This is a genomic window from Lysobacter sp. P5_B9 (assembly GCF_054049835.1).
Genome location: NZ_JBFULP010000006.1, coordinates 216,570 through 234,205, shown reverse-complemented (window position 1 = coordinate 234,205; position 17,636 = coordinate 216,570). Strand labels below are relative to the sequence as shown.

Annotated in this window: 16 protein-coding genes; 4 read left to right on the top strand and 12 right to left on the bottom strand. The window is 66.6% G+C overall.

Annotated features, from left to right (window positions below; genetic code table 11):
- Nucleotides 1-88 precede the first annotated feature (88 nt).
- Nucleotides 89-1,606, bottom strand: a complete 1,518-nt coding sequence (locus ACXJJ9_RS13700) for an amino acid permease (RefSeq protein ID WP_457097702.1) — start codon at nt 1,604-1,606, stop codon at nt 89-91.
- A 150-nt stretch (nt 1,607-1,756) separates the two neighbouring features.
- Here ACXJJ9_RS13700 and ACXJJ9_RS13695 point away from each other — a divergent pair, with 150 nt between their 5' ends.
- Complete coding sequence (locus ACXJJ9_RS13695) at nt 1,757-2,359, top strand: NUDIX hydrolase (protein ID WP_457097701.1); 603 nt, start codon at nt 1,757-1,759, stop codon at nt 2,357-2,359.
- Between the two features lie 101 nt (nt 2,360-2,460).
- Here the strand turns inward: ACXJJ9_RS13695 and yeiP are convergent, their stop codons facing one another.
- The 8 genes from yeiP to ACXJJ9_RS13655 all read right to left on the bottom strand — a co-directional run bounded on the left by yeiP (nt 2,461) and on the right by ACXJJ9_RS13655 (nt 12,102).
- Nucleotides 2,461-3,027: an elongation factor P-like protein YeiP gene (gene yeiP / locus ACXJJ9_RS13690; RefSeq protein ID WP_310053017.1), complete on the bottom strand. Its 567-nt coding sequence runs from the start codon at nt 3,025-3,027 to the stop codon at nt 2,461-2,463.
- Between the two features lie 71 nt (nt 3,028-3,098).
- Nucleotides 3,099-3,869, bottom strand: a complete 771-nt coding sequence (locus ACXJJ9_RS13685; protein WP_457097700.1) for an SDR family NAD(P)-dependent oxidoreductase — start codon at nt 3,867-3,869, stop codon at nt 3,099-3,101.
- Between the two features lie 130 nt (nt 3,870-3,999).
- Nucleotides 4,000-5,301, bottom strand: a complete 1,302-nt coding sequence (locus tag ACXJJ9_RS13680; protein WP_457097699.1) for an amidohydrolase family protein — start codon at nt 5,299-5,301, stop codon at nt 4,000-4,002.
- On the bottom strand, nt 5,298-5,786 hold the full coding sequence (locus tag ACXJJ9_RS13675; RefSeq protein ID WP_457097698.1) for a GNAT family N-acetyltransferase: 489 nt from the start codon (nt 5,784-5,786) through the stop codon (nt 5,298-5,300). The genes ACXJJ9_RS13680 and ACXJJ9_RS13675 overlap by 4 nt, the downstream gene beginning before the upstream one ends.
- Nucleotides 5,786-8,356, bottom strand: coding sequence for an EAL domain-containing protein (locus ACXJJ9_RS13670; RefSeq protein WP_457097697.1), 2,571 nt, complete (start codon nt 8,354-8,356; stop codon nt 5,786-5,788). Before ACXJJ9_RS13670 ends, ACXJJ9_RS13675 begins: the two co-directional genes overlap by 1 nt.
- Complete coding sequence (locus ACXJJ9_RS13665) at nt 8,353-9,246, bottom strand: hydroxymethylglutaryl-CoA lyase (RefSeq protein ID WP_457097726.1); 894 nt, start codon at nt 9,244-9,246, stop codon at nt 8,353-8,355. Before ACXJJ9_RS13665 ends, ACXJJ9_RS13670 begins: the two co-directional genes overlap by 4 nt.
- A gap of 7 nt (nt 9,247-9,253) precedes the next feature.
- Nucleotides 9,254-11,317, bottom strand: a complete 2,064-nt coding sequence (locus tag ACXJJ9_RS13660) for an acetyl/propionyl/methylcrotonyl-CoA carboxylase subunit alpha (protein WP_457097696.1) — start codon at nt 11,315-11,317, stop codon at nt 9,254-9,256.
- A complete protein-coding gene (locus ACXJJ9_RS13655) occupies nt 11,317-12,102 on the bottom strand; it encodes an enoyl-CoA hydratase-related protein (RefSeq protein WP_457097695.1) in 786 nt (261 codons plus the stop codon). Before ACXJJ9_RS13655 ends, ACXJJ9_RS13660 begins: the two co-directional genes overlap by 1 nt.
- A 400-nt stretch (nt 12,103-12,502) precedes the next feature.
- On the opposite strand from ACXJJ9_RS13655, the gene ACXJJ9_RS13650 reads away from it, so the two are divergent.
- Genes ACXJJ9_RS13650 through ACXJJ9_RS13640 form a run of 3 tightly spaced genes read left to right on the top strand, consistent with a single transcriptional unit; the run spans nt 12,503 to nt 14,864 of the window.
- A complete protein-coding gene (locus ACXJJ9_RS13650; protein WP_457097694.1) occupies nt 12,503-12,763 on the top strand; it encodes a FeoA family protein in 261 nt (86 codons plus the stop codon).
- Nucleotides 12,760-14,628: a ferrous iron transporter B gene (gene feoB / locus ACXJJ9_RS13645; protein ID WP_457097693.1), complete on the top strand. Its 1,869-nt coding sequence runs from the start codon at nt 12,760-12,762 to the stop codon at nt 14,626-14,628. Before ACXJJ9_RS13650 ends, feoB begins: the two co-directional genes overlap by 4 nt.
- Nucleotides 14,628-14,864, top strand: a complete 237-nt coding sequence (locus ACXJJ9_RS13640; protein ID WP_457097692.1) for a DUF6587 family protein — start codon at nt 14,628-14,630, stop codon at nt 14,862-14,864. Before feoB ends, ACXJJ9_RS13640 begins: the two co-directional genes overlap by 1 nt.
- 51 nt (nt 14,865-14,915) lie before the next feature.
- Here ACXJJ9_RS13640 and ACXJJ9_RS13635 read toward each other — a convergent pair whose 3' ends face one another.
- From ACXJJ9_RS13635 to ACXJJ9_RS13625, 3 genes are all read right to left on the bottom strand, one after another.
- Nucleotides 14,916-15,278: a hypothetical protein gene (locus tag ACXJJ9_RS13635; protein ID WP_457097691.1), complete on the bottom strand. Its 363-nt coding sequence runs from the start codon at nt 15,276-15,278 to the stop codon at nt 14,916-14,918.
- Nucleotides 15,275-15,778, bottom strand: a complete 504-nt coding sequence (locus tag ACXJJ9_RS13630) for a bactofilin family protein (protein ID WP_310053005.1) — start codon at nt 15,776-15,778, stop codon at nt 15,275-15,277. The genes ACXJJ9_RS13635 and ACXJJ9_RS13630 overlap by 4 nt, the downstream gene beginning before the upstream one ends.
- A 204-nt stretch (nt 15,779-15,982) precedes the next feature.
- Nucleotides 15,983-17,593, bottom strand: coding sequence for a carboxyl transferase domain-containing protein (locus tag ACXJJ9_RS13625; protein WP_457097690.1), 1,611 nt, complete (start codon nt 17,591-17,593; stop codon nt 15,983-15,985).
- Nucleotides 17,594-17,636: the final 43 nt, after the last annotated feature.

The window sequence follows — 17,636 nt, the reverse complement described above, 5'->3', positions numbered from 1 at the left end:
TACCAATCCGACTCCTGCTCCCGGCCACGCTCCCATAACGGAAAAGCCCGGCGGTAGCCGGGCTTTTCCTGGAGCGGTGCGTCGGGTGTTACGGGCCCGTGCTGGGGCCTTCGTGCACCAGCGGATCGGGCGGCAGCTTTTCGGTGATGCCGTGCAGCAGGTGTTCGTTACCCGGCGCCAGGTGGCTGCGGCGGCGGGCGAACAGGAAGTACACGAGCAGGCCCACGACCGCCCAGAAGCAGAAGAACTTGATGGTCGGGTTCCAGCCCAGGCTGAAGAACAGCAGGACGCAGCCGGCCATGGCCAGCGGACCGACCACCCAGACCAGCGGAGTGCGGAACGGACGGGCACGGCCCGGTTCGGTGATGCGCAGGACCATGACGCCGGCGGCGACCATGAAGAACGCGAACAGCGTGCCGGCGTTGGAGATGTCGGCCAGCGCGCCGACCGGGAACAGTGCGGCGAAGAAGGCGACGAAGATGCCGGTGATCCAGGTCACCACGTACGGGGTATGGAACTTCGGGTGCACGCGCGACAGCGCTTCCGGCATCAGGCCGTCACGCGACATGGTGAACAGGATGCGCGTCTGGCCGAACATCATCATCAGCACCACCGAGGGCAGCGCGATGATCGCCGCGCCGGCGACCAGGTCGCCAACCCTCGGCCAGCCGATGTTGCGAAGGACGAAAGCCAGCGGCTCCTTGCTCATCGAGAGCGGGCCGCCCGGCTGCGCGCCCATCGAGCCGACCGCGGTGTAGGCGACCAGCAGGTAGAACACGGTGCAGATCGCCAGCGAGCCGATCAGGCCGATGGGGATGTTGCGGTTCGGGTTCTTCGTCTCTTCGGCGGCGGTGGAGACGGCGTCGAAACCGACATAGGCGAAGAAGATCGAAGCGGCGGCACCCAGTACGCCCACGCCGGACAGCGGCGTGCCCCAGCCGTTGGGCAGCATCGGCTTGAAGTTGGCGCCCTCGACCGAGGGGAAAGCCAGCATGACGAAGGCGGTCAGGGCGGCGATCTTGATCATCACCAGCACGGCCGTGACCTTGGCCGACTTCGACGTGCCGATCGCCAGCAGCCAGGTCACCAGTATTGCCAGCAGGAAGGCGATCAGGTTGAAGCTGCCCGTTGTGGTGGTGCCGTCGGGCAGGGTGATCGAATCGAACGGACCGGCGGTCAGCGCCACGGGCAAGCCCATGTGATGGACCTGCAGGAAGCCGTTGGCGTAGCCCGACCATCCGACGGAAACCGCGCCGGCCGCGACCGCATATTCGAGGATCAGGGCCCAGCCGACCATCCAGGCGATCAGTTCGCCCAGCACGGCATAGGAATAGGTATAGGCAGAGCCCGAGACCGGCACCATCGCCGCGATCTCGGAGTAGATCAGGGCCGTCAGCGCGCAGACGATGCCCGCGATGATGAACGAGTACATCATGCCGGGACCGGCCTTGTTGGCCGCCACGGCGGTCAGCACGAAGATGCCCGTACCGATGACCGCGCCGATGCCGAGCATCGTCAGGTCGAATGCGCCGAGCTGGCGCGTCAGCGCGCGCTTGCCGGCGGTCTCCAGAATCAGGTCCAGCGGTTTCCTGCGTTGAAACAGCATTACTTTCTCCCCCAAGAGCGGATTGACCAGACACACGGTTTCCCGCATGGGGCGGTACGTGAGCCGGCCGCAACATACCCTGCTGCGGTGCAGGGGCACAAGGCAGGACCGTCAGGGGCGATAATCGGGGCTCCCACGACCGAAAAACCCATGAACGAATCCACTGTTTCCGCCGCCGCCGCCGTCCCTTGCGCAATTGACGCATTGCATCATGCGCTGCGGGAGTACGCGCAGCGATGGCCGGCGGAGGCCGCGGTCGTGGATTTGTTTGGCGGGTTGCTCGATGAACCGGGCCGTGCTAACCCAGGTCATGCCGATCCGTTTACCCGTGACCGGCTGGCGGGCCACTTCACCGCTTCCTCGTGGCTGGTCGACGGTTCCGGCAGGCGCGTGCTGCTGACCCACCACCGCAAGCTCGATCGCTGGCTGCAGTTGGGTGGGCACGCAGATGGCGACCGCGAGCTTGCGCGCGTGGCGCTGCGTGAGGCCGAGGAGGAATCGGGATTGACGGGCCTGTCCGTCGAGGACGCGATTTTCGATCTCGATCGCCACTGGATCCCCGAACGGAGCGACGTGCCCGGGCACTGGCATTACGACGTGCGATACGTGGTGTGCGCCGGCGCGAACGAGGACTACGTGGTCAGCGACGAATCACACGACCTGACGTGGCGCGATATCGCAACGATCGTGGACGACGCAGGCGCGGACGCTTCGATGCGGCGGATGGCGGAGAAGTGGTTGTCGCGGAGCTGACCGGACCGGACCGGACCGGCCGGAGCTGAAGCGGGAGCCGGAAACGAGAAGGGCCAGGCGTTTCTGCCTGGCCCCTGCCGCTTCCGCGCCGATGCGGATGATCAGTCGGCGCGACCCGCGAACTCGCCGGTCGTGGTGTTCACCAGGACTTTTTCGCCCGTGCCGATGTATTCGGGGACCATGATCTCGATGCCGGTGGAGAGCTTGGCCGGCTTGGGGCGCTTGGTGGCCGTGCCGCCCTTGAGTTCCGGCGGCGTTTCCATGACTTCGATCGCCACGTTCTGCGGCAGCTGCAGCGCGACCGGCTGGTCGTCGATGATCTGCACGTAACAGCCGGCCAGGTCGTCGACGATGTAGCCCGCGCCGTCGCCGATCACGTCCGCGTCGAGCGTGTAGGGCGTGTAGTCCTCGTCATCGAGAAACACGAAGGCATCGCCGTCCTTGTACGAGAACGTCGCCTGGCGGCGGCTCAGTTCGACTTCCTTGAGTTCGTCTTCGGCGCCCATGCTGACGTCGAGCTTCGTGCCTCCCGGCACGCTGTACATCGTGAATCGATACTTCACGTTGCCGCCGCGGCCCTGGGGCGAGCTGCGTTCGATGTCGCGCACCTGGTAGACACCGTTGTTGTGCTCGACCACGTTACCTTTCTTGACGTCGTAGGCTTTCATGTCTTCTTGTAGTTCGGATTGGTGATTCGGATATTCGTCAGGGCAGGCCGGGACGACCCGCATGCAACGCCTTACTTCGGCTGCAACCGCGTCGCGCCGTCCAGGCGGATGGTTTCGCCGTTGAGGTAGCGGTTGCCCAGGATGTAGGCGACCAGGTCGGCGAATTCCTCGGGACGGCCCAGGCGCGACGGGAACGGGATGGTCGCGGCCAGCGACTGCTGCACCGATTCGGGCATGCCGTCGACCATCGGCGTCCAGAACACACCCGGCGCGACCGTCATCACGCGGATGCCGAAGCGGGACAGTTCACGCGCCATCGGCAGGGTCATGCCGACGACGCCGCCCTTGCTGGCCGAATACGCGGCCTGGCCGATCTGGCCTTCATACGCCGCCACGGAGGCGGTGTTGACGATCACGCCACGCTCGCCGTCCTCGCCCGCGTCATTGTTCTGCATGATCGCCGCGGCGGCCTTGGCGACGTTGAAGCTGCCGACCAGGTTGACCATCACCGTGGCCTGGAACGTCGACAGCGGCATCGGGCCGTCCTTGCCGAGCATGCGACCGGCGCCGAGGATGCCGGCGCAGTTGATCGCGGCATTGAGGCCGCCGAGGAATTCCCGGGCCGCGTCGACGTTGGCGGTGACGCCGGCTTCGTTGCTCACGTCCGTCTTGAAGTAGCGCGCGTTGGCCGCGCCCAGTTCGGCGACGGCGGCCGCACCCTTGTCGTCGTTCACATCGAACAGCGCGACCTTGCCGCCGTTGGCGACGAGATGCTTCGCGACGGCCAGGCCGAGGCCGGAGACGCCGCCGGTGACGATGGCGCGGACGGTATTGAGCTGCATGGGAGGGTCCTGGAGGCGGAAAGCGGCAATTTTACCGCGCTGCGAGGAGGCCCGCTGGTGAGTCCAGGCAACGCGCCGCCGTTCGCGGGCAGCGCAGATGTGGCTGCCCGCCTTGTCTGGCAAGAGCTCTCTACGGGGCCGCAGGGCTACGGTAGACCGCGCCGTCCTTCATCACGAACACGGGTTGGCGCAGATCCTCGATCCGCACGCTCGGATCGCCCATGAATCCGGCGAGGTCGGCGCTCATTCCGGGCGCGATCCGCCCGATCCGGTCCTGCTGGCGCAGGATCCTGGCCGCTACGTTCGTGCAGGCGTGCAGGGCCTGCGCGGGCGACATGCCCAGCTTCACCATCCATGCCGGCTCGCGCCAGTTGTCGCCGTGGCGGAATACGCCGACATCGCTGCCACAACCGATGGTGACGCCCGCGGCGAGCGCGGAGCGGAACGCCCGCTCGGCCTCCTGCATTTTCGGCGTCGAGGGCTGGCCGGGCTGGTAGTGGTTGAAGTATTGCTCGGTGGATTCCACGGCCGTCAGCGTGGGCAGGTAGGCGACCCCGCGTTGGCGCATGAGGCGGAAGGTGTCGGCGGTGCCGCCGTAACCGTGCTCGATGGTATCGACGCCGGCTTCGATCGCCATGCGCATGCCCTTGTCGCTGGCCGCATGGGCCGCGACCGGGCGACCGGACAGGTGCGAAGTCTCGACGATTGCCTGCAACTCGTCAGGCTTGAACGTGGGTTGCGCGCTGCCATCCACGCCGATGCGGTAATCGGCATAGAGCTTGATCCAATCCGCGCCACGGCCGGCCTGTTCGCGCACGGCACGGGTGGCCTCGTCGCGGCCGCTCACTTCCTGGGCGCCGCCATGCAACTCGATGTCGGGACGGAAGCCGTGCGGGCCCGGTCCGTAACTGCTGCTGGCGACGATCGCGCGCGTGGTGACGAACAGGCGTGGGCCGGGAATCAGGCCCTCGTCGATGGCGCGCTTGACCGACACGTCGTCGTAGCCCGCGCCCTCGGTACCCAAGTCGCGCAGTGTCGTGAATCCGGTCAGCAGCGTATCGCGCGCGTGCAGCCCGGCCTTCAGGGTGCGATAGGCCTCGGGTTCCTTGAGCACCTGGTCGTCCCAGGGCGTCTCGTTGTAGGGATGCAGGAACAGATGCGAGTGCAGGTCGATCAGCCCGGGCGTCAGCGTCGCACCTGGCAGGTCGATGCGTTTCGCATCGGCGGGGACGTCCAGGCTGCCTTCGATGCCAGCGGCCACGATGATCCTGTCGCGCACCAGTACCACCCAGCCGGGATGGGCGGCTTCGCCGTCGCCTGTCCAGACCTTGTCGGGCCGCAACAGGTACGTGGTCTCTGCCGCATCGACGCGCGCCGGTGCCGCGACCGACGCGATCAGGATGCACAGCGTGGCAAGCAGGCGCGGGGTCATAACTCGCGCAGGTAGAAGGTGTTGCAGCCGCCGTGCCCCGTCTGCCCGCGCGGCGCGCCGATGCGCTTGAAGCCGTGGCGCTCGTACAGGCGGATCGCGTCGTTCATGCCGCTGAGCGTTTCCAGGTAGCAGTAGCGGAAGCCGAACGAACGGGCCGCATCGAGGCAACGCCTTAGCATCTCGCTGCCGATGCCGTGGCCACGGACCTGCTTGAGGAAGTACATCTTGCGCAACTCACAGGTATCCACGTCGCCACCTTCCAGCGGCGCCACGCCGCCACCGCCGACGATCTTGTCTTCAAGCTCGACCACGAAATAGGCGCTGCGCGGGATGGAGTAGGCGCGCTGCATCCAGTCGACCTCGGGATCGTTGATCGCGAAACCCTCGCCGGTAGCGCCGAACTCCGGCATCACCGTGCGGATGATCGCGGCGACATTGGCGTCGTCGCGCGCCTCGATCGGACGGATCCGCCACGCCAGGGCCATCAGGTGCCTTCCTTGTTGGGTGGATAACTGGCCTGCAATTCCTCCGGTGCGAGGCCGGCGGAGAACAGGAAGCCCTGTCCCACGGTGATGCCCAGGTTGAGGAGGAACGCGCGCTGGCGTTCGGTTTCGATGCCCTCGGCGACCAGGCTCAATCCGAGGCTGCGTGCGATGCCGGTGACGGCCTGGCAGACGGCGACATCGGAGGTGCGATCCGGCACGCCCTGCACGAACAACTGGCTGAGCTTGAGGCCGTGGATGGGCAGCCTGCGCAGGTAGTTGAGGGCGCTGTAGCCCTCGCCGAAATCGTCGATCGTCAGTACCACGCCCATGTCGCGCAGAGCCGTGAAGGTGTGCACGGTGTCCGGCGCATCCTCGATCAGCACCCGCTCGGTGAATTCCAGCTCCAGCGCGCTGCCGGGCAGGCCGGACTCGGCGAGCGCCGCGCGCACGTGCTCGGCCAGGTCCTCGCCGAGGAACTGGCGGTACGACACATTGACGGCGATGCGTTCCAGCGCCAGTCCGCGATCGCGCCAGCGCCGCATCTGCTTGCAGGATTCGCGCAGCACCCAGCCGCCGATGCCGACGATGTCGCCGGTGGTTTCCGCGTGGCTGATGAAGTGGTCGGGACGCATTTCGCCGAGCATGCGGTTGTTCCAGCGGATCAGCGCCTCGGCACCGACCACGTTGCCCGTGTCGATCTCCACCAGCGGCTGGTACACGAGGTTGAATTCGTCGTTGATCACCGCGCGGCGCAGGTGGGTTTCCAGTTGCAGGCGCTGCAACTGCTGCTCGGCCAGTTCGGCCGTGAAGGTCTGCCAGTCGTTGCGGCCGCGACGCTTGCTGTCGTACATCGCGACGTCGGCGTTCTGGATCAGCTGCTGCGCCCGCCGCCCGTCGATCGGCGCCTGCGCGATGCCGATGCTGGCGGTGATGCTGAATTCCTCGCCGTCCATGCGGAAGCTCTCGGAGAAGGCTTCCAGGATCGAATCGGCGAGGCGTTCGGGGCGGGTGGGTTCGTCGCCGGTGGAGCAGATCACCAGGAACTCGTCGCCACCGAAACGGGCGATGAGCCCTTCGCTGCCCACCGCGCGCTGGATGCGGCGCGATGCCGCCGACAGCAGGCGATCGCCCGCCGCGTGGCCGAGCACGTCGTTGACGATCTTGAAGCGGTCCAGGTCGATGTACAGCACCGCGGCGCGGGACAGGGTCGGATCGGACAGGCGTGTCTCGAGCTCCTCCAGCACCGCGTCGCGGTTGAGCAACCCGGTGAGCGGGTCGGTGCGCGCCTGCACGCGCAGCGTTTCCTCGGCCTGCTTGCGTTCCGTGATGTCCTGCAACGTGCCGGTGATGTGCGCGCTGAGCGGGCTGCCGGTCTCGGCTTCGCCGATGACGCGGATCCAGAACAGGTGGCCGTTCGCCTGCCAGCCCTGCAGGTCGAGGTTGAGGCTGCGGCCATGCGCGATCGCGTGGTCGAGCGCGGTGCGCATGCGCCTGCGGTCCGGTTCGCGCAGGCATGCGAGCAGGTCGTCCATGGTCGCCAGCAGCGGATGCTGGCCCAGGATGCGTTGCGCTTCCTCGGTGAGGTACAGGGAGTTGCGGCCGGTGTCCCATTCCCAGCCGCCGATATGCGCCAGTGCCTGGGCATGATCGAACAGCGTGCTGTCGCGCTTGAGCGCCGTCACGTCGGAAAAGAGCGACAGCACGGTCTCCGGGCGTTGCCCGCCCACGGCGAACTGCGGCACGCAGGTCACCGACAACCATTTCAGCTGCCGCACGCGCTTGTTGTAGAAGCCGAGTACCGTGCTCTCCACGATCTTCCCGGTGCGCAGCGCGTACACCGAGGGTTGTTCGTCTTCCGAAACCAGGCGGCCGTGTTCGTCGAAGGTCTGCCAATTGTCGGCGCGCAGGTCTTCTTCCAGCATGTCGCCGTCGGCGAGTTCGAGGATGCGCATCGCCGCTGGATTGACGTGGATGATGCTGCCCTGCGCGTCGCGGACGATGATGCCCTTGTCGATCGTCTCCATCAGTTCGCGGTAGCGCAGTTCCGCGGCGTGGCGACTGGACAGGTCGCGGGCGACCGCGACGATGCGGGTCTTGCCGTCGTCGATGAAGCCGGCCGAATGCACTTCCACCGGAAAGCGCGAGCCGTCGGCGCGCATGTTGGTGACTTCGATGACGAAGGTCTCGCCGCGGTTCAGCGTTTCCCAGACCGGCCGCATGTGGTCCCGCGGCAGGTCGGGATTGAGGAATTCGATCGGCTTGCCAATGATCTCGTCGCGCGAGCGCTGGTAGGCCGTCATGCCGGCCTTGTTGACATCCAGCACGGTGCCGTCCCAGTCGATGATGCTGACCGGATCGGGAACGGCGTCGAAGACGGCGCGGTAGCGGTTGCGCTCGATGCCGGCGGCAAGGTCGGCGTCGCGCAGCGCGTCGCGGGCCTGTTGCAGGAGCGGAAGCAGGTGTTTGGGAAGCGAGGGATCGTTGCAGGCCTGTTCGAGCGCGGCGAGCGTCGGGGCGGCATCGGCATCCGATGTCGTTTCGACGGCTCGCAGCGGGCCCTTGCTGGTCATTTCGATCCGAGTGCCTTCCCTGCCTTGCTGCCGGTTTCGCGACCCAGGAGGGCGGCGAGCCAGCGTCCGGTTTCGGCCAGGGCGTCGAGATCGATACCGGTCCCGATGCCAAGTCCGTGCAGCATATACACAACATCCTCGCTTGCGACATTTCCGCTCGCGCCCTTCGCATACGGGCAGCCACCGGCGCCGGATACCGCGGCGTCGACCACCGCGACGCCCTCCTCGAGGCAGGCGAGGATGTTGGACAGGGCCTGGCCGTAGGTGTCGTGGAAGTGGATGGCGAGAGCGGAGATCGGCACTTCGCCTGCCACGGCCCGCAGCATCGCGCGCGCCTTGGCCGGCGTGCCGACGCCGATGGTGTCGGCCAGCGAGACCTCGTAGCAGCCCATCCCATGCAGCATCCGGGCGACGCGGACAACGTCGGCGACGGGGACCTCGCCCTGATAGGGGCAACCCAGCACGGTCGAGACGTAGCCGCGGACCTTCACCCCGTCGGCCTTCGCGCGCTCCATCACCGGCGCGAAGCGGGCGAGGGATTCGTCGATGCCGGCGTTGATGTTCCTGCGGTTGAATTCTTCGGAAGCAGCGGTGAACACGGCGATTTCGCTGACGCCTACCGAGCGCGCGCGTTCGTAGCCCTGTTCGTTCGGGACCAGCACCGGATAGCTGATCCCGGGTTGCCTGATGATGCCCGAATACACCTCGGCGGCATCGGCAAGCTGCGGTACCCATTTCGGGCTGACGAAGCTGGTCGCCTCGATGCTGCGAAGTCCCGTCGCGGACAGGCGGTCGATCAGCGCGATCTTGTCCGCCGTGGCGATGATGGTCTTTTCGTTCTGCAGGCCGTCGCGCGGACCGACTTCGACGATTCGGACGTGAGAAGGCATGGTCATATCAGGGCTCCAACGCCACCAGCACGGCATCGGCCTCGACGAAGTCGCCACCGGCAGCTCGCACCTCCGCCACGGTGCCGGCGCGCGGCGCCTTCAGGCTGAGCTCCATCTTCATCGCTTCGATCACCATGACCTCCTGGCCGGCTTCGACCTTGTCGCCGATGCTCGCGCGCACCACCACCACGCGGCCCGGCATCGGTGCGGTGACGCGGTCCGCGCCGCCGCTGGCCGAGGCCTGTTCGTGACGATACATGGGCACCGGTTCCAGTCCCAGCCGCCGTGCGCCGTCGTGCATGACCAAGCGCTTGCTGCGCCCCTGCAACGTGGTGTCCAGCACCGTGAAGCGGCGTGCGCGACCGTCGATGCGCAGGCTCAGCACGTCGCCCTCCAGGCGTGCCCCGGACAGCAGGTGCGCGTTCTGGGGGCTTTCGAGGGCTTCGACGCGGTACTCACCGTTGCTGCCATGGGTACGCAGTTCGATCCGCCGCCCGCGATGCAGGAAGGCCAGGCTGCGATGGCCACCGTGGCCCAGGCGCCAGCCGTCGGCGATCGCCCAGGGCGAAGTCGGGTCGTTCGACGCGCTGGCGTCGTCGCGGGTCTGGCGCTCCTGTGCCAGCAACTGCGATGCGGTGGCGGCGAGCAGCAGGTCGGCGAGCAGCGGGTCAGCGAGCAGTGGGTCAGAATCAGGCGCCGCATCGTCCTGTGGCTGCGGGGGTACGAACTCGTCGAGGTGACGGTCGAGATAGCCAGTATCGATCGTGGCTTCGACGACGGCGGGATGGCGGGCGAGGCGTTCGAGGAATTCGATGTTCGATTTGGGGCCGGCGATGTCGCACCGTGCGAGCGCATCGCGCAGGCGGGCGAGGGCGCGCGGGCGATCGCTGTCCCACACGATCAGCTTGGCGATCATGGGATCGTAGAAGATCGTCACGGTGTCGCCTTCGACCACGCCCGAATCGATGCGCACATGCGCATTCGCGGACGGCAGGCGCAGGCGCTCGAGCGTGCCGGAGCCGGGGAGGAAGCCGGCTTCCGGATCTTCGGCATACAGGCGCACTTCGATGGCGTGCCCGTCCTGGCGGATCTCATCCTGGTGCAGCGGCAGGGCTTCACCCGCGGCGACACGCAACTGCCATTCGACGAGATCGAGACCGGTCACCCATTCGGTGACGGGATGCTCCACCTGCAGGCGGGTATTGATCTCCATGAAATAGAAGCCGCCATCCTGGCCCACGATGAATTCCACGGTGCCGGCATTGACGTAATCGATGGCCTGCGCGGCCATCACCGCGGCATCGCCCATCGCGGAACGCAGCTCCGGGGTGAGGAAGGAGGAGGGTGATTCCTCCAGCACCTTCTGGTAGCGGCGCTGTGCCGAGCACTCGCGCTCGTTGAGGTGCAGGGTGTGGCCATGCGCGTCGGCGAACACCTGGATTTCGATATGGCGCGGCTTCTCGACGTAGCGTTCCAGCAGCACGCGATCGCGACCGAACGCGTTGCGCGCTTCGCGCTGGCAGCTTTCGAGGTTGGCGGCGAACTCGGCACTGGCGCGCACGATGCGCATGCCCTTGCCGCCGCCGCCGTGCGCGGCCTTGATCATCAGCGGGTAGCCGATGGCATCGGCCTCGCGCTGCAGCGTGTCCGCCGCCTGGTCCTCGCCGGTGTAGCCGGGCACGACCGGCACCCCGGCCGCGCGCATCAGGTCCTTGGCACCCGCCTTGCTGCCCATCTTGCGCATCGACGCCGCCTTGGGGCCGATGAAGGCAATGCCCGCGGCTTCCACGGCGTCGGCGAAGTCGGCGTTCTCGCTGAGGAAGCCGTAACCGGGATGGATCGCCTGCGCGCCGCTTTGCCTGGCGACTTCGATGATGGTGTCGGCGCGCAGGTACGAATCCTGCGGCCGGGGGGCGCCGATGTGGTAAGCCTCATCGGCCTGCCGCACGTGCTGCGCGTCGGCGTCGGCGTCCGAGTACACGGCGACGGTGCGGATGCCGAGGCGGTGGGCGGTGCGGATGACGCGGCAGGCGATTTCGCCGCGGTTGGCGATGAGGATCTTGGAGAACATCAGGATTGGATCCAGGCGGGTTTGCGCTTGTCGAGGAAGGCCGTCAGGCCCTCCTGTCCTTCGGGCGACACGCGCAACCGCGCGATCAGGGTCGCGTTGTCGGCATCGAGCTGGTCCCGGTTGGCTTCATGGGTGACGCGACGGACCAGGCGCTTGGCCGAGGCCGCGGCGACAGGACCGGCCTTGAGCAGGAAGTCGACCTGGCGCTGTACCGCCGCGTCCAGCGAGTCGGCGTCGACCACGTCGTGGAGCAGACCGATGCGCCTGGCTTCGGCGGCGTCGAACATTTCGGCGGTGGCGAACCAGCGACGGGCCTGGCGGGCGCCGATCGCCTCGATCACGTAGGGGGAGATGACCGCCGGAAGGAGTCCGAGCTTGCTTTCGGTCAGGCCGAACCTGGCTTCCGGCGTCCCGATGGCGATGTCACAGCAGGCCACCAGTCCAACGCCGCCGCCGAAGGCCGCGCCGTGGACGCGGGCGATGGTGGGCTTGGGCAGTTCGTCCAGCGTGCGCATCAGGCGGGCGAGGGCGAGGGCATCGTCGCGGTTGGCTTCCTCGCTGGCCGCGGCCATGCCGCGCATCCAGTTGAGGTCGGCGCCGGCGGAGAAGGAAGCCCCTTCGCCTTCAAGGATGACGACGCGGACCTGGTCATCGCGACTCGCGGCTTCCAATGCGCCGGTCAGCGCCGCGATCAGCATCGCGTCGAAGGCGTTATGCAGATCCGGACGGTTCATGCGGAGGCGGCAGACGGGGCCTTCGCGCAGGCTCAGCAGGGGATGGCTCATGGGCGGTCCGTGTCGTGAAGCCTGAATAATAGCGAGCGCCGCGCATTCGCTGGTGCCCGACGTCTGGATTGACCAGCCGCAGCGGTTTTGATTGCGAAGTGACCGTATGGCGGCCAGTTCGACACTTGAAATGCAAAACGGCCGAGCGGGCGGCCGTCCTTCGCAGTCGCCTTGGGCAGGCCTATAGGCGGGGAGGAGCGGAGCCGTACAGGTTGGTCCCGTATCAAGGCCGCTGGTAAGAGGGCTGAGGCTTTTCAAATGGGGCATACCCTCCCAGGGTGGTTTGCAAACTAGGTGTCGCCTTACAAGGTTGGCCCCCGGGGCCTCTACCGCTGGCTGCACGCCCTGTTAGAATGAGAACAATTCCCATTTGTGGCCAGCCGGCCTCCGGGCGAACGACTTGAAGCTGTCTGAACTACCACGCCGCATCGCCGCCACGGTGGAGCGGGTCGAAGACCAGATGCCCAACGACGCCATCGCGCGTCGCCTGCGCGAACTGGGATTCGTGCACGGCGAGCGCGTTGAAGTCATGGCTGCCGGTCCAATCGCCGCGGAGCCCTTGCTGGTGCAGATCGGCTTCACCCGTTTCGCCCTGCGTCGCAGCGAAGCCGCCCGCATCCGCGTGGTGATGTCGCAAGGTGCGAGCGGAGTGACCGCGTGAGCAACGCCGCAGCCATCCGCCTCGCGCTCGTCGGCAATCCGAACTGCGGCAAGACCGCGCTGTTCAACCTGTTGACCGGCAGCCGACAGAAGGTTGCGAATTACGCCGGCGTGACCGTCGAGCGCAAGGAAGGCCGCTTCCACGCACCCTCCGGGCGCCACTACGCGCTGCTCGACCTGCCGGGTGCCTACAGCCTGCAGGCGGCGAGCCTGGACGAAGCGATCACGCGCGACCTGTGTCGCGGTTTCTATCCGGGCGAGCCCGCGCCGGACGTGATCGTCTGCGTGGTGGATGCCACCAACCTGCGCCTGCACCTGCGGTTTGCGCTGGAAGTGCGCGAACTGGGCAAGCCGATGGTGCTCGCGGTCAACATGATGGATGCGGCGCGTCGTCGTGGCATCGACGTCGACCTGGCAGCGCTTGAACGCGAACTCGGCGTCCCGGTCGTGCCGACGGTTGCCGTGCGCCGCGACGGTGCCCGCGAACTCGTGGCGAAGCTCGATGCCATCGCCGGCACGTTGCACGAGCCGCGTACGCACTTGGGCGGCGCCGCCGCGCATGATCCGGATGCCTTGCACGCGGAGACCCGGCGCCTGCTCTCGCTCGCGGTGACCATGCCGCGTCGCACCGCTGAAATCGACGACGCACTCGATCGCTGGCTGTTGCATCCGGTCGTCGGACTGCTGTCGCTGGCCGTGGTGATGTTCCTGATCTTCCAGGCGGTGTATGCATGGGCGACGCCGCTCATGGACCTGATCGACGCCGGTACCGCCGGATTGGGCAACTGGGCCGGTGCGGTCCTGCCAGCCGGGCCGCTCAACAGCCTGGTCGTCAAAGGCATCATCGCCGGCGTCGGCGGCGTGATCGTGTTCCTGCCGCAGATCCTGATCCTGTTTGCCTTCATCCTCGCACTGGAGGAGTCCGGCTACCTGCCACGTGCCGCCTTCCTGCTGGACAAGCTGATGGCATCGGCGGGGCTTTCCGGCCGATCGTTCATCCCGCTGCTGTCAAGTTTTGCCTGCGCGATCCCCGGGATCATGGCCACCCGCTCGATCCAGGATCCGCGTGACCGGCTCGCCACGATCATCGTTGCGCCGTTGATGACGTGTTCGGCGCGCCTGCCGGTATATGCGCTGTTGATCAGTGCCTTCATCCCGCAACAGAAGGTGGGTCTGTTCAACCTGCAGGGACTGGTGCTGTTCGCGCTGTATGCGGCGGGCATCCTCAGCGCGCTGCTGGTGGCATGGGTGATGAAGCGGTGGCGCCGCGACAAGAGCGAGCACGCGCTTCTGCTGGAACTCCCCTCGTATCGCCTGCCGCATCCGCGTGACCTGGCGCTGGGCCTGTCGGAGCGCGCTGCGATCTTCCTCAAGCGCGTGGGCGGCATCATCCTCGCCCTGACCATCCTGTTGTGGGTCCTGCTCACGTTCCCCGGTGCCCCTGCAGGCCATGCGGGCGCTGCAATCGATTACAGCTTCGCCGGCCGCATCGGCCATGCGATGACCGCGTTTTTCGCGCCGATCGGCTTCAACTGGCAGATCTGCATCGCGCTGATCCCGGGACTGGCGGCGCGCGAAGTGGCTGTTTCATCGCTGGCCACGGTCTATGCACTGTCGGCTACCGATGATGCCGCCGCCGCGCAGGCGCTGTCGCCGCTGATCGCGCACGACTGGTCGCTGGCGACCGCGCTGTCGCTGCTGGTCTGGTACATCTATGCGCCGCAATGCATTTCGACGCTGGCGACGATCAAGCGCGAGACGCAGTCTTGGAAGCAGGTCGGCATCAGTGCCGGTTACCTTTTCGGCATGGCCTATCTGGCGTCGCTGCTTACGTACCAGGTGGCCGTGGCGTTGGGGGCGGGATGATGGGCGCCGGCCTGCTCGCGCAGTACGCCGTGATCGCCATTGCTGTGCTGCTCAGCATCGTCTTCGTAGCGCGGAAGCAATTTCCCGCCGGCGTGCGCCGCCTGCGTATCTTCTGTGCCGTGCCGCTGTTGCGCGAAGGCCGGTCACAGTGGCTGCAGCGTGTGGGTCGCTGGCTCGCGCCTGCGCCGAAAGCCACCGCAAATGGATGCGGTGGCTGCAACAACTGCGACCCGTAACCAGGCGCAGTCCCCGTCATTCCCGGCAGCGGGCGGGCATTGCCCGCCGTATCAGTGCCTGCGTCGCGCCCTGGAACCGGTGGCTTCGGTCATCTCCACCGCAAGCGTGAAGGTGCGTTGCTCGTCCGCGAAGAGCGCACCCACACCGATCACCTGCCGCGTTACTTCCTCGCCACGCTCGTTCTTGATCGACAGCACCATCGAGTACTCCCAGGCGGTATCGCCCGGCGGTGGTGAAATCGTGCCTTCCACATTCAGGGGCGAGATTGTCGTTCTCGTCCCTGCGATCGCGGCCTCATCGAAGCGCAGGTGGTGCCGGCATGACGGGCAGACACTGGCGCTTTCCAGGATCGTGGTCTTGCAGTGCGGGCAAGTGCGGGTCGCCCCGGGCATGCCCGCGCGCGGCGTACTCATGCCTCGGGCTTGGCCGAGCTCTTGTCGCTGCTGCCGAACTCGACCTGGCCCTTCATGCGCGAACCAGCCGCCACGGTAACGGTTTCGGCCTTGATGTCGCCGACCATCACGCCGCTGGCGAGCAGTTCGACGCGCTGCGCCGATTCGATGTTGCCTTCGAGCTCGCCGGCGATCGTCACCTTGCGCGCGCGAACGCCGCCATTGAGCTTCGCGCCGAGTTCGATCGTGAGGTCGCCTTGTACATGCACGTCGCCCTTGAAGCGGCCCGCAATGCGGATGTGGCCGGCGCCTTCGATCTTGCCTTCGATGGTGAGGTCGGAGGCGATCAGCGATTCCTTGCCTTCGCTGCGTTCGACGGGGACGGCGCGCGCCACGGAGGCAACAGGGCTGAATTCGTTCGGATCCGGCTCACGCTTGAGCGCGGTTTCGATGGGCTTGGAGGCTTCCACCGGGGCGGGAATGTCGCGCTTGGACGCGGATTGCTGGTTGAAAATCGCCATTGAATATGAGTTCCGCTGTTGGGGGCAGGATTGGTTTTTCGAGACTACACGCGCCCCCATGGGCCACGTTGTGACACGTCGCAACAAAGCGCGACGTCCGCGGCTGCGCGCAACGCAGGGTTCAGTTAGTCATGATGATTAACGGACACGCTCAGCGCATCGAATTCGCGCGACGCGCAAACCTCGCACCCGAAGCAGGCATGCCTACATGCGGAAGACGCCGAATCGGGTGCGTTCTTCGATGGGTGCGTTGAGGCTTGCCGAAATCGCCAGCCCGAGCACCCGGCGCGTGTCGGCGGGATCGATGATGCCGTCATCCCAAAGGCGAGCCGTCGCGTAGTAGGGATTGCCCTGCGACTCGTATTGATCGCGAATGGGGGCCTTGAACACTTCCTCTTCTTCCGGCGTCCACACTTTGCCGGCGGCTTCGATGCCGTCGCGCTTCACGGTCGCGAGCACCGATGCCGCCTGCTCGCCCCCCATCACGCTGATGCGGGCATTTGGCCACATCCACAGGAAGCGCGCGCCATAGGCCCGGCCACACATCGCATAGTTGCCGGCGCCGAAGCTGCCACCGATCACCACGGTGAACTTGGGCACGTGCGAGCACGCCACCGCCGTCACCATCTTGGCGCCGTCCTTCGCGATGCCGGCGTTCTCGTACTTGCGGCCGACCATGAAGCCGGTGATGTTCTGCAGGAACACCAGCGGGATGCCACGCTGGTTGCACAGTTCGATGAAGTGCGCGCCCTTGAGCGCCGACTCGGCGAACAGGATGCCGTTGTTCGCGACGATGCCAACGGGGTAGCCGTGCAGGTGGGCGAATCCGGTTACCAGCGTCTTCCCGTAGCGCGCCTTGAACTCCTGGAATTCGCTGCCGTCGACCACGCGGGCAATGACCTCGCGGATGTCGAAGGGGCGACGCGTGTCCCTGGGCACGATGCCGTACAGTTCTTCGGCGGCATACAGGGGCTCGCGCGCGGGCTGCACGGCAACAGGCAGGGCCTTCGAGCGGTTGAGCGTGCCGACGATGTCGCGCGCGATCTGCAGCGCGTGGCGGTCGTCCTCGGCGAAATGATCGGCCACGCCCGATATCGAAGTGTGGACGTCGGCACCGCCCAGTGCCTCCGCGTCGACGACTTCACCCGTCGCCGCCTTCACCAGCGGCGGCCCGCCAAGGAAGATCGTGCCCTGTTCCTTCACGATGATCGATTCGTCGCACATCGCCGGCACGTAGGCGCCACCCGCGGTGCACGATCCCATGACCACGGCGATCTGCGGGATGTTCTCCGCGCTCAGCCGCGCCTGGTTGTAGAAGATCCGGCCGAAGTGCTCCCTGTCCGGGAAAACCTCGTCCTGCAGTGGCAGGAAGGCTCCGCCGGAGTCGACCAGGTACACGCAGGGCAGCCTGTTCTCCCGCGCTATCTCCTGTGCACGGAGATGCTTCTTCACCGTCATCGGGAAGTAGGTGCCGCCCTTGACGGTGGCGTCGTTGGCGACAATCACCACTTCCTGTCCCATCACCCGGCCGATGCCGCAGACCATGCCGGCGCCAGGCGCGGCATCGTCGTACATGCCTTCGGCTGCCAGGGGGGCGATTTCGAGGAAGGGCGAGCCGGGGTCGAGCAGCGCAGCGATGCGATCGCGTGCGAGCAGTTTGCCGCGCTCGGTGTGCCGGGAGCGCGCCTTCTCGCCGCCACCGCCGGACACGCGCGCCAGCCGGGCGTCGAGTTCCTCCACGAGGGCGCGGTGATACGCGGCGTTGTCCAGGAAGTCCTGCGAGCGGGGATCGAGCTGGGAAGTGAGCGCGGGCATCGTAGAAAGAAGGCGAAAGACGCGGAATCAAACCACAAGCAGG

Coding starts and splice junctions, on each gene's coding strand:
- ACXJJ9_RS13700 (WP_457097702.1), bottom strand. CDS start 1,606: ATGCTGTTTCAACGCAGGAAACCGCTGGACCTGATTCTGGAGACCGCC.
- ACXJJ9_RS13695 (WP_457097701.1), top strand. CDS start 1,757: ATGAACGAATCCACTGTTTCCGCCGCCGCCGCCGTCCCTTGCGCAATT.
- yeiP (WP_310053017.1), bottom strand. CDS start 3,027: ATGAAAGCCTACGACGTCAAGAAAGGTAACGTGGTCGAGCACAACAAC.
- ACXJJ9_RS13685 (WP_457097700.1), bottom strand. CDS start 3,869: ATGCAGCTCAATACCGTCCGCGCCATCGTCACCGGCGGCGTCTCCGGC.
- ACXJJ9_RS13680 (WP_457097699.1), bottom strand. CDS start 5,301: ATGACCCCGCGCCTGCTTGCCACGCTGTGCATCCTGATCGCGTCGGTC.
- ACXJJ9_RS13675 (WP_457097698.1), bottom strand. CDS start 5,786: ATGGCCCTGGCGTGGCGGATCCGTCCGATCGAGGCGCGCGACGACGCC.
- ACXJJ9_RS13670 (WP_457097697.1), bottom strand. CDS start 8,356: ATGACCAGCAAGGGCCCGCTGCGAGCCGTCGAAACGACATCGGATGCC.
- ACXJJ9_RS13665 (WP_457097726.1), bottom strand. CDS start 9,246: ATGCCTTCTCACGTCCGAATCGTCGAAGTCGGTCCGCGCGACGGCCTG.
- ACXJJ9_RS13660 (WP_457097696.1), bottom strand. CDS start 11,317: ATGTTCTCCAAGATCCTCATCGCCAACCGCGGCGAAATCGCCTGCCGC.
- ACXJJ9_RS13655 (WP_457097695.1), bottom strand. CDS start 12,102: ATGAGCCATCCCCTGCTGAGCCTGCGCGAAGGCCCCGTCTGCCGCCTC.
- ACXJJ9_RS13640 (WP_457097692.1), top strand. CDS start 14,628: ATGGGCGCCGGCCTGCTCGCGCAGTACGCCGTGATCGCCATTGCTGTG.
- ACXJJ9_RS13635 (WP_457097691.1), bottom strand. CDS start 15,278: ATGAGTACGCCGCGCGCGGGCATGCCCGGGGCGACCCGCACTTGCCCG.
- ACXJJ9_RS13630 (WP_310053005.1), bottom strand. CDS start 15,778: ATGGCGATTTTCAACCAGCAATCCGCGTCCAAGCGCGACATTCCCGCC.
- ACXJJ9_RS13625 (WP_457097690.1), bottom strand. CDS start 17,593: ATGCCCGCGCTCACTTCCCAGCTCGATCCCCGCTCGCAGGACTTCCTG.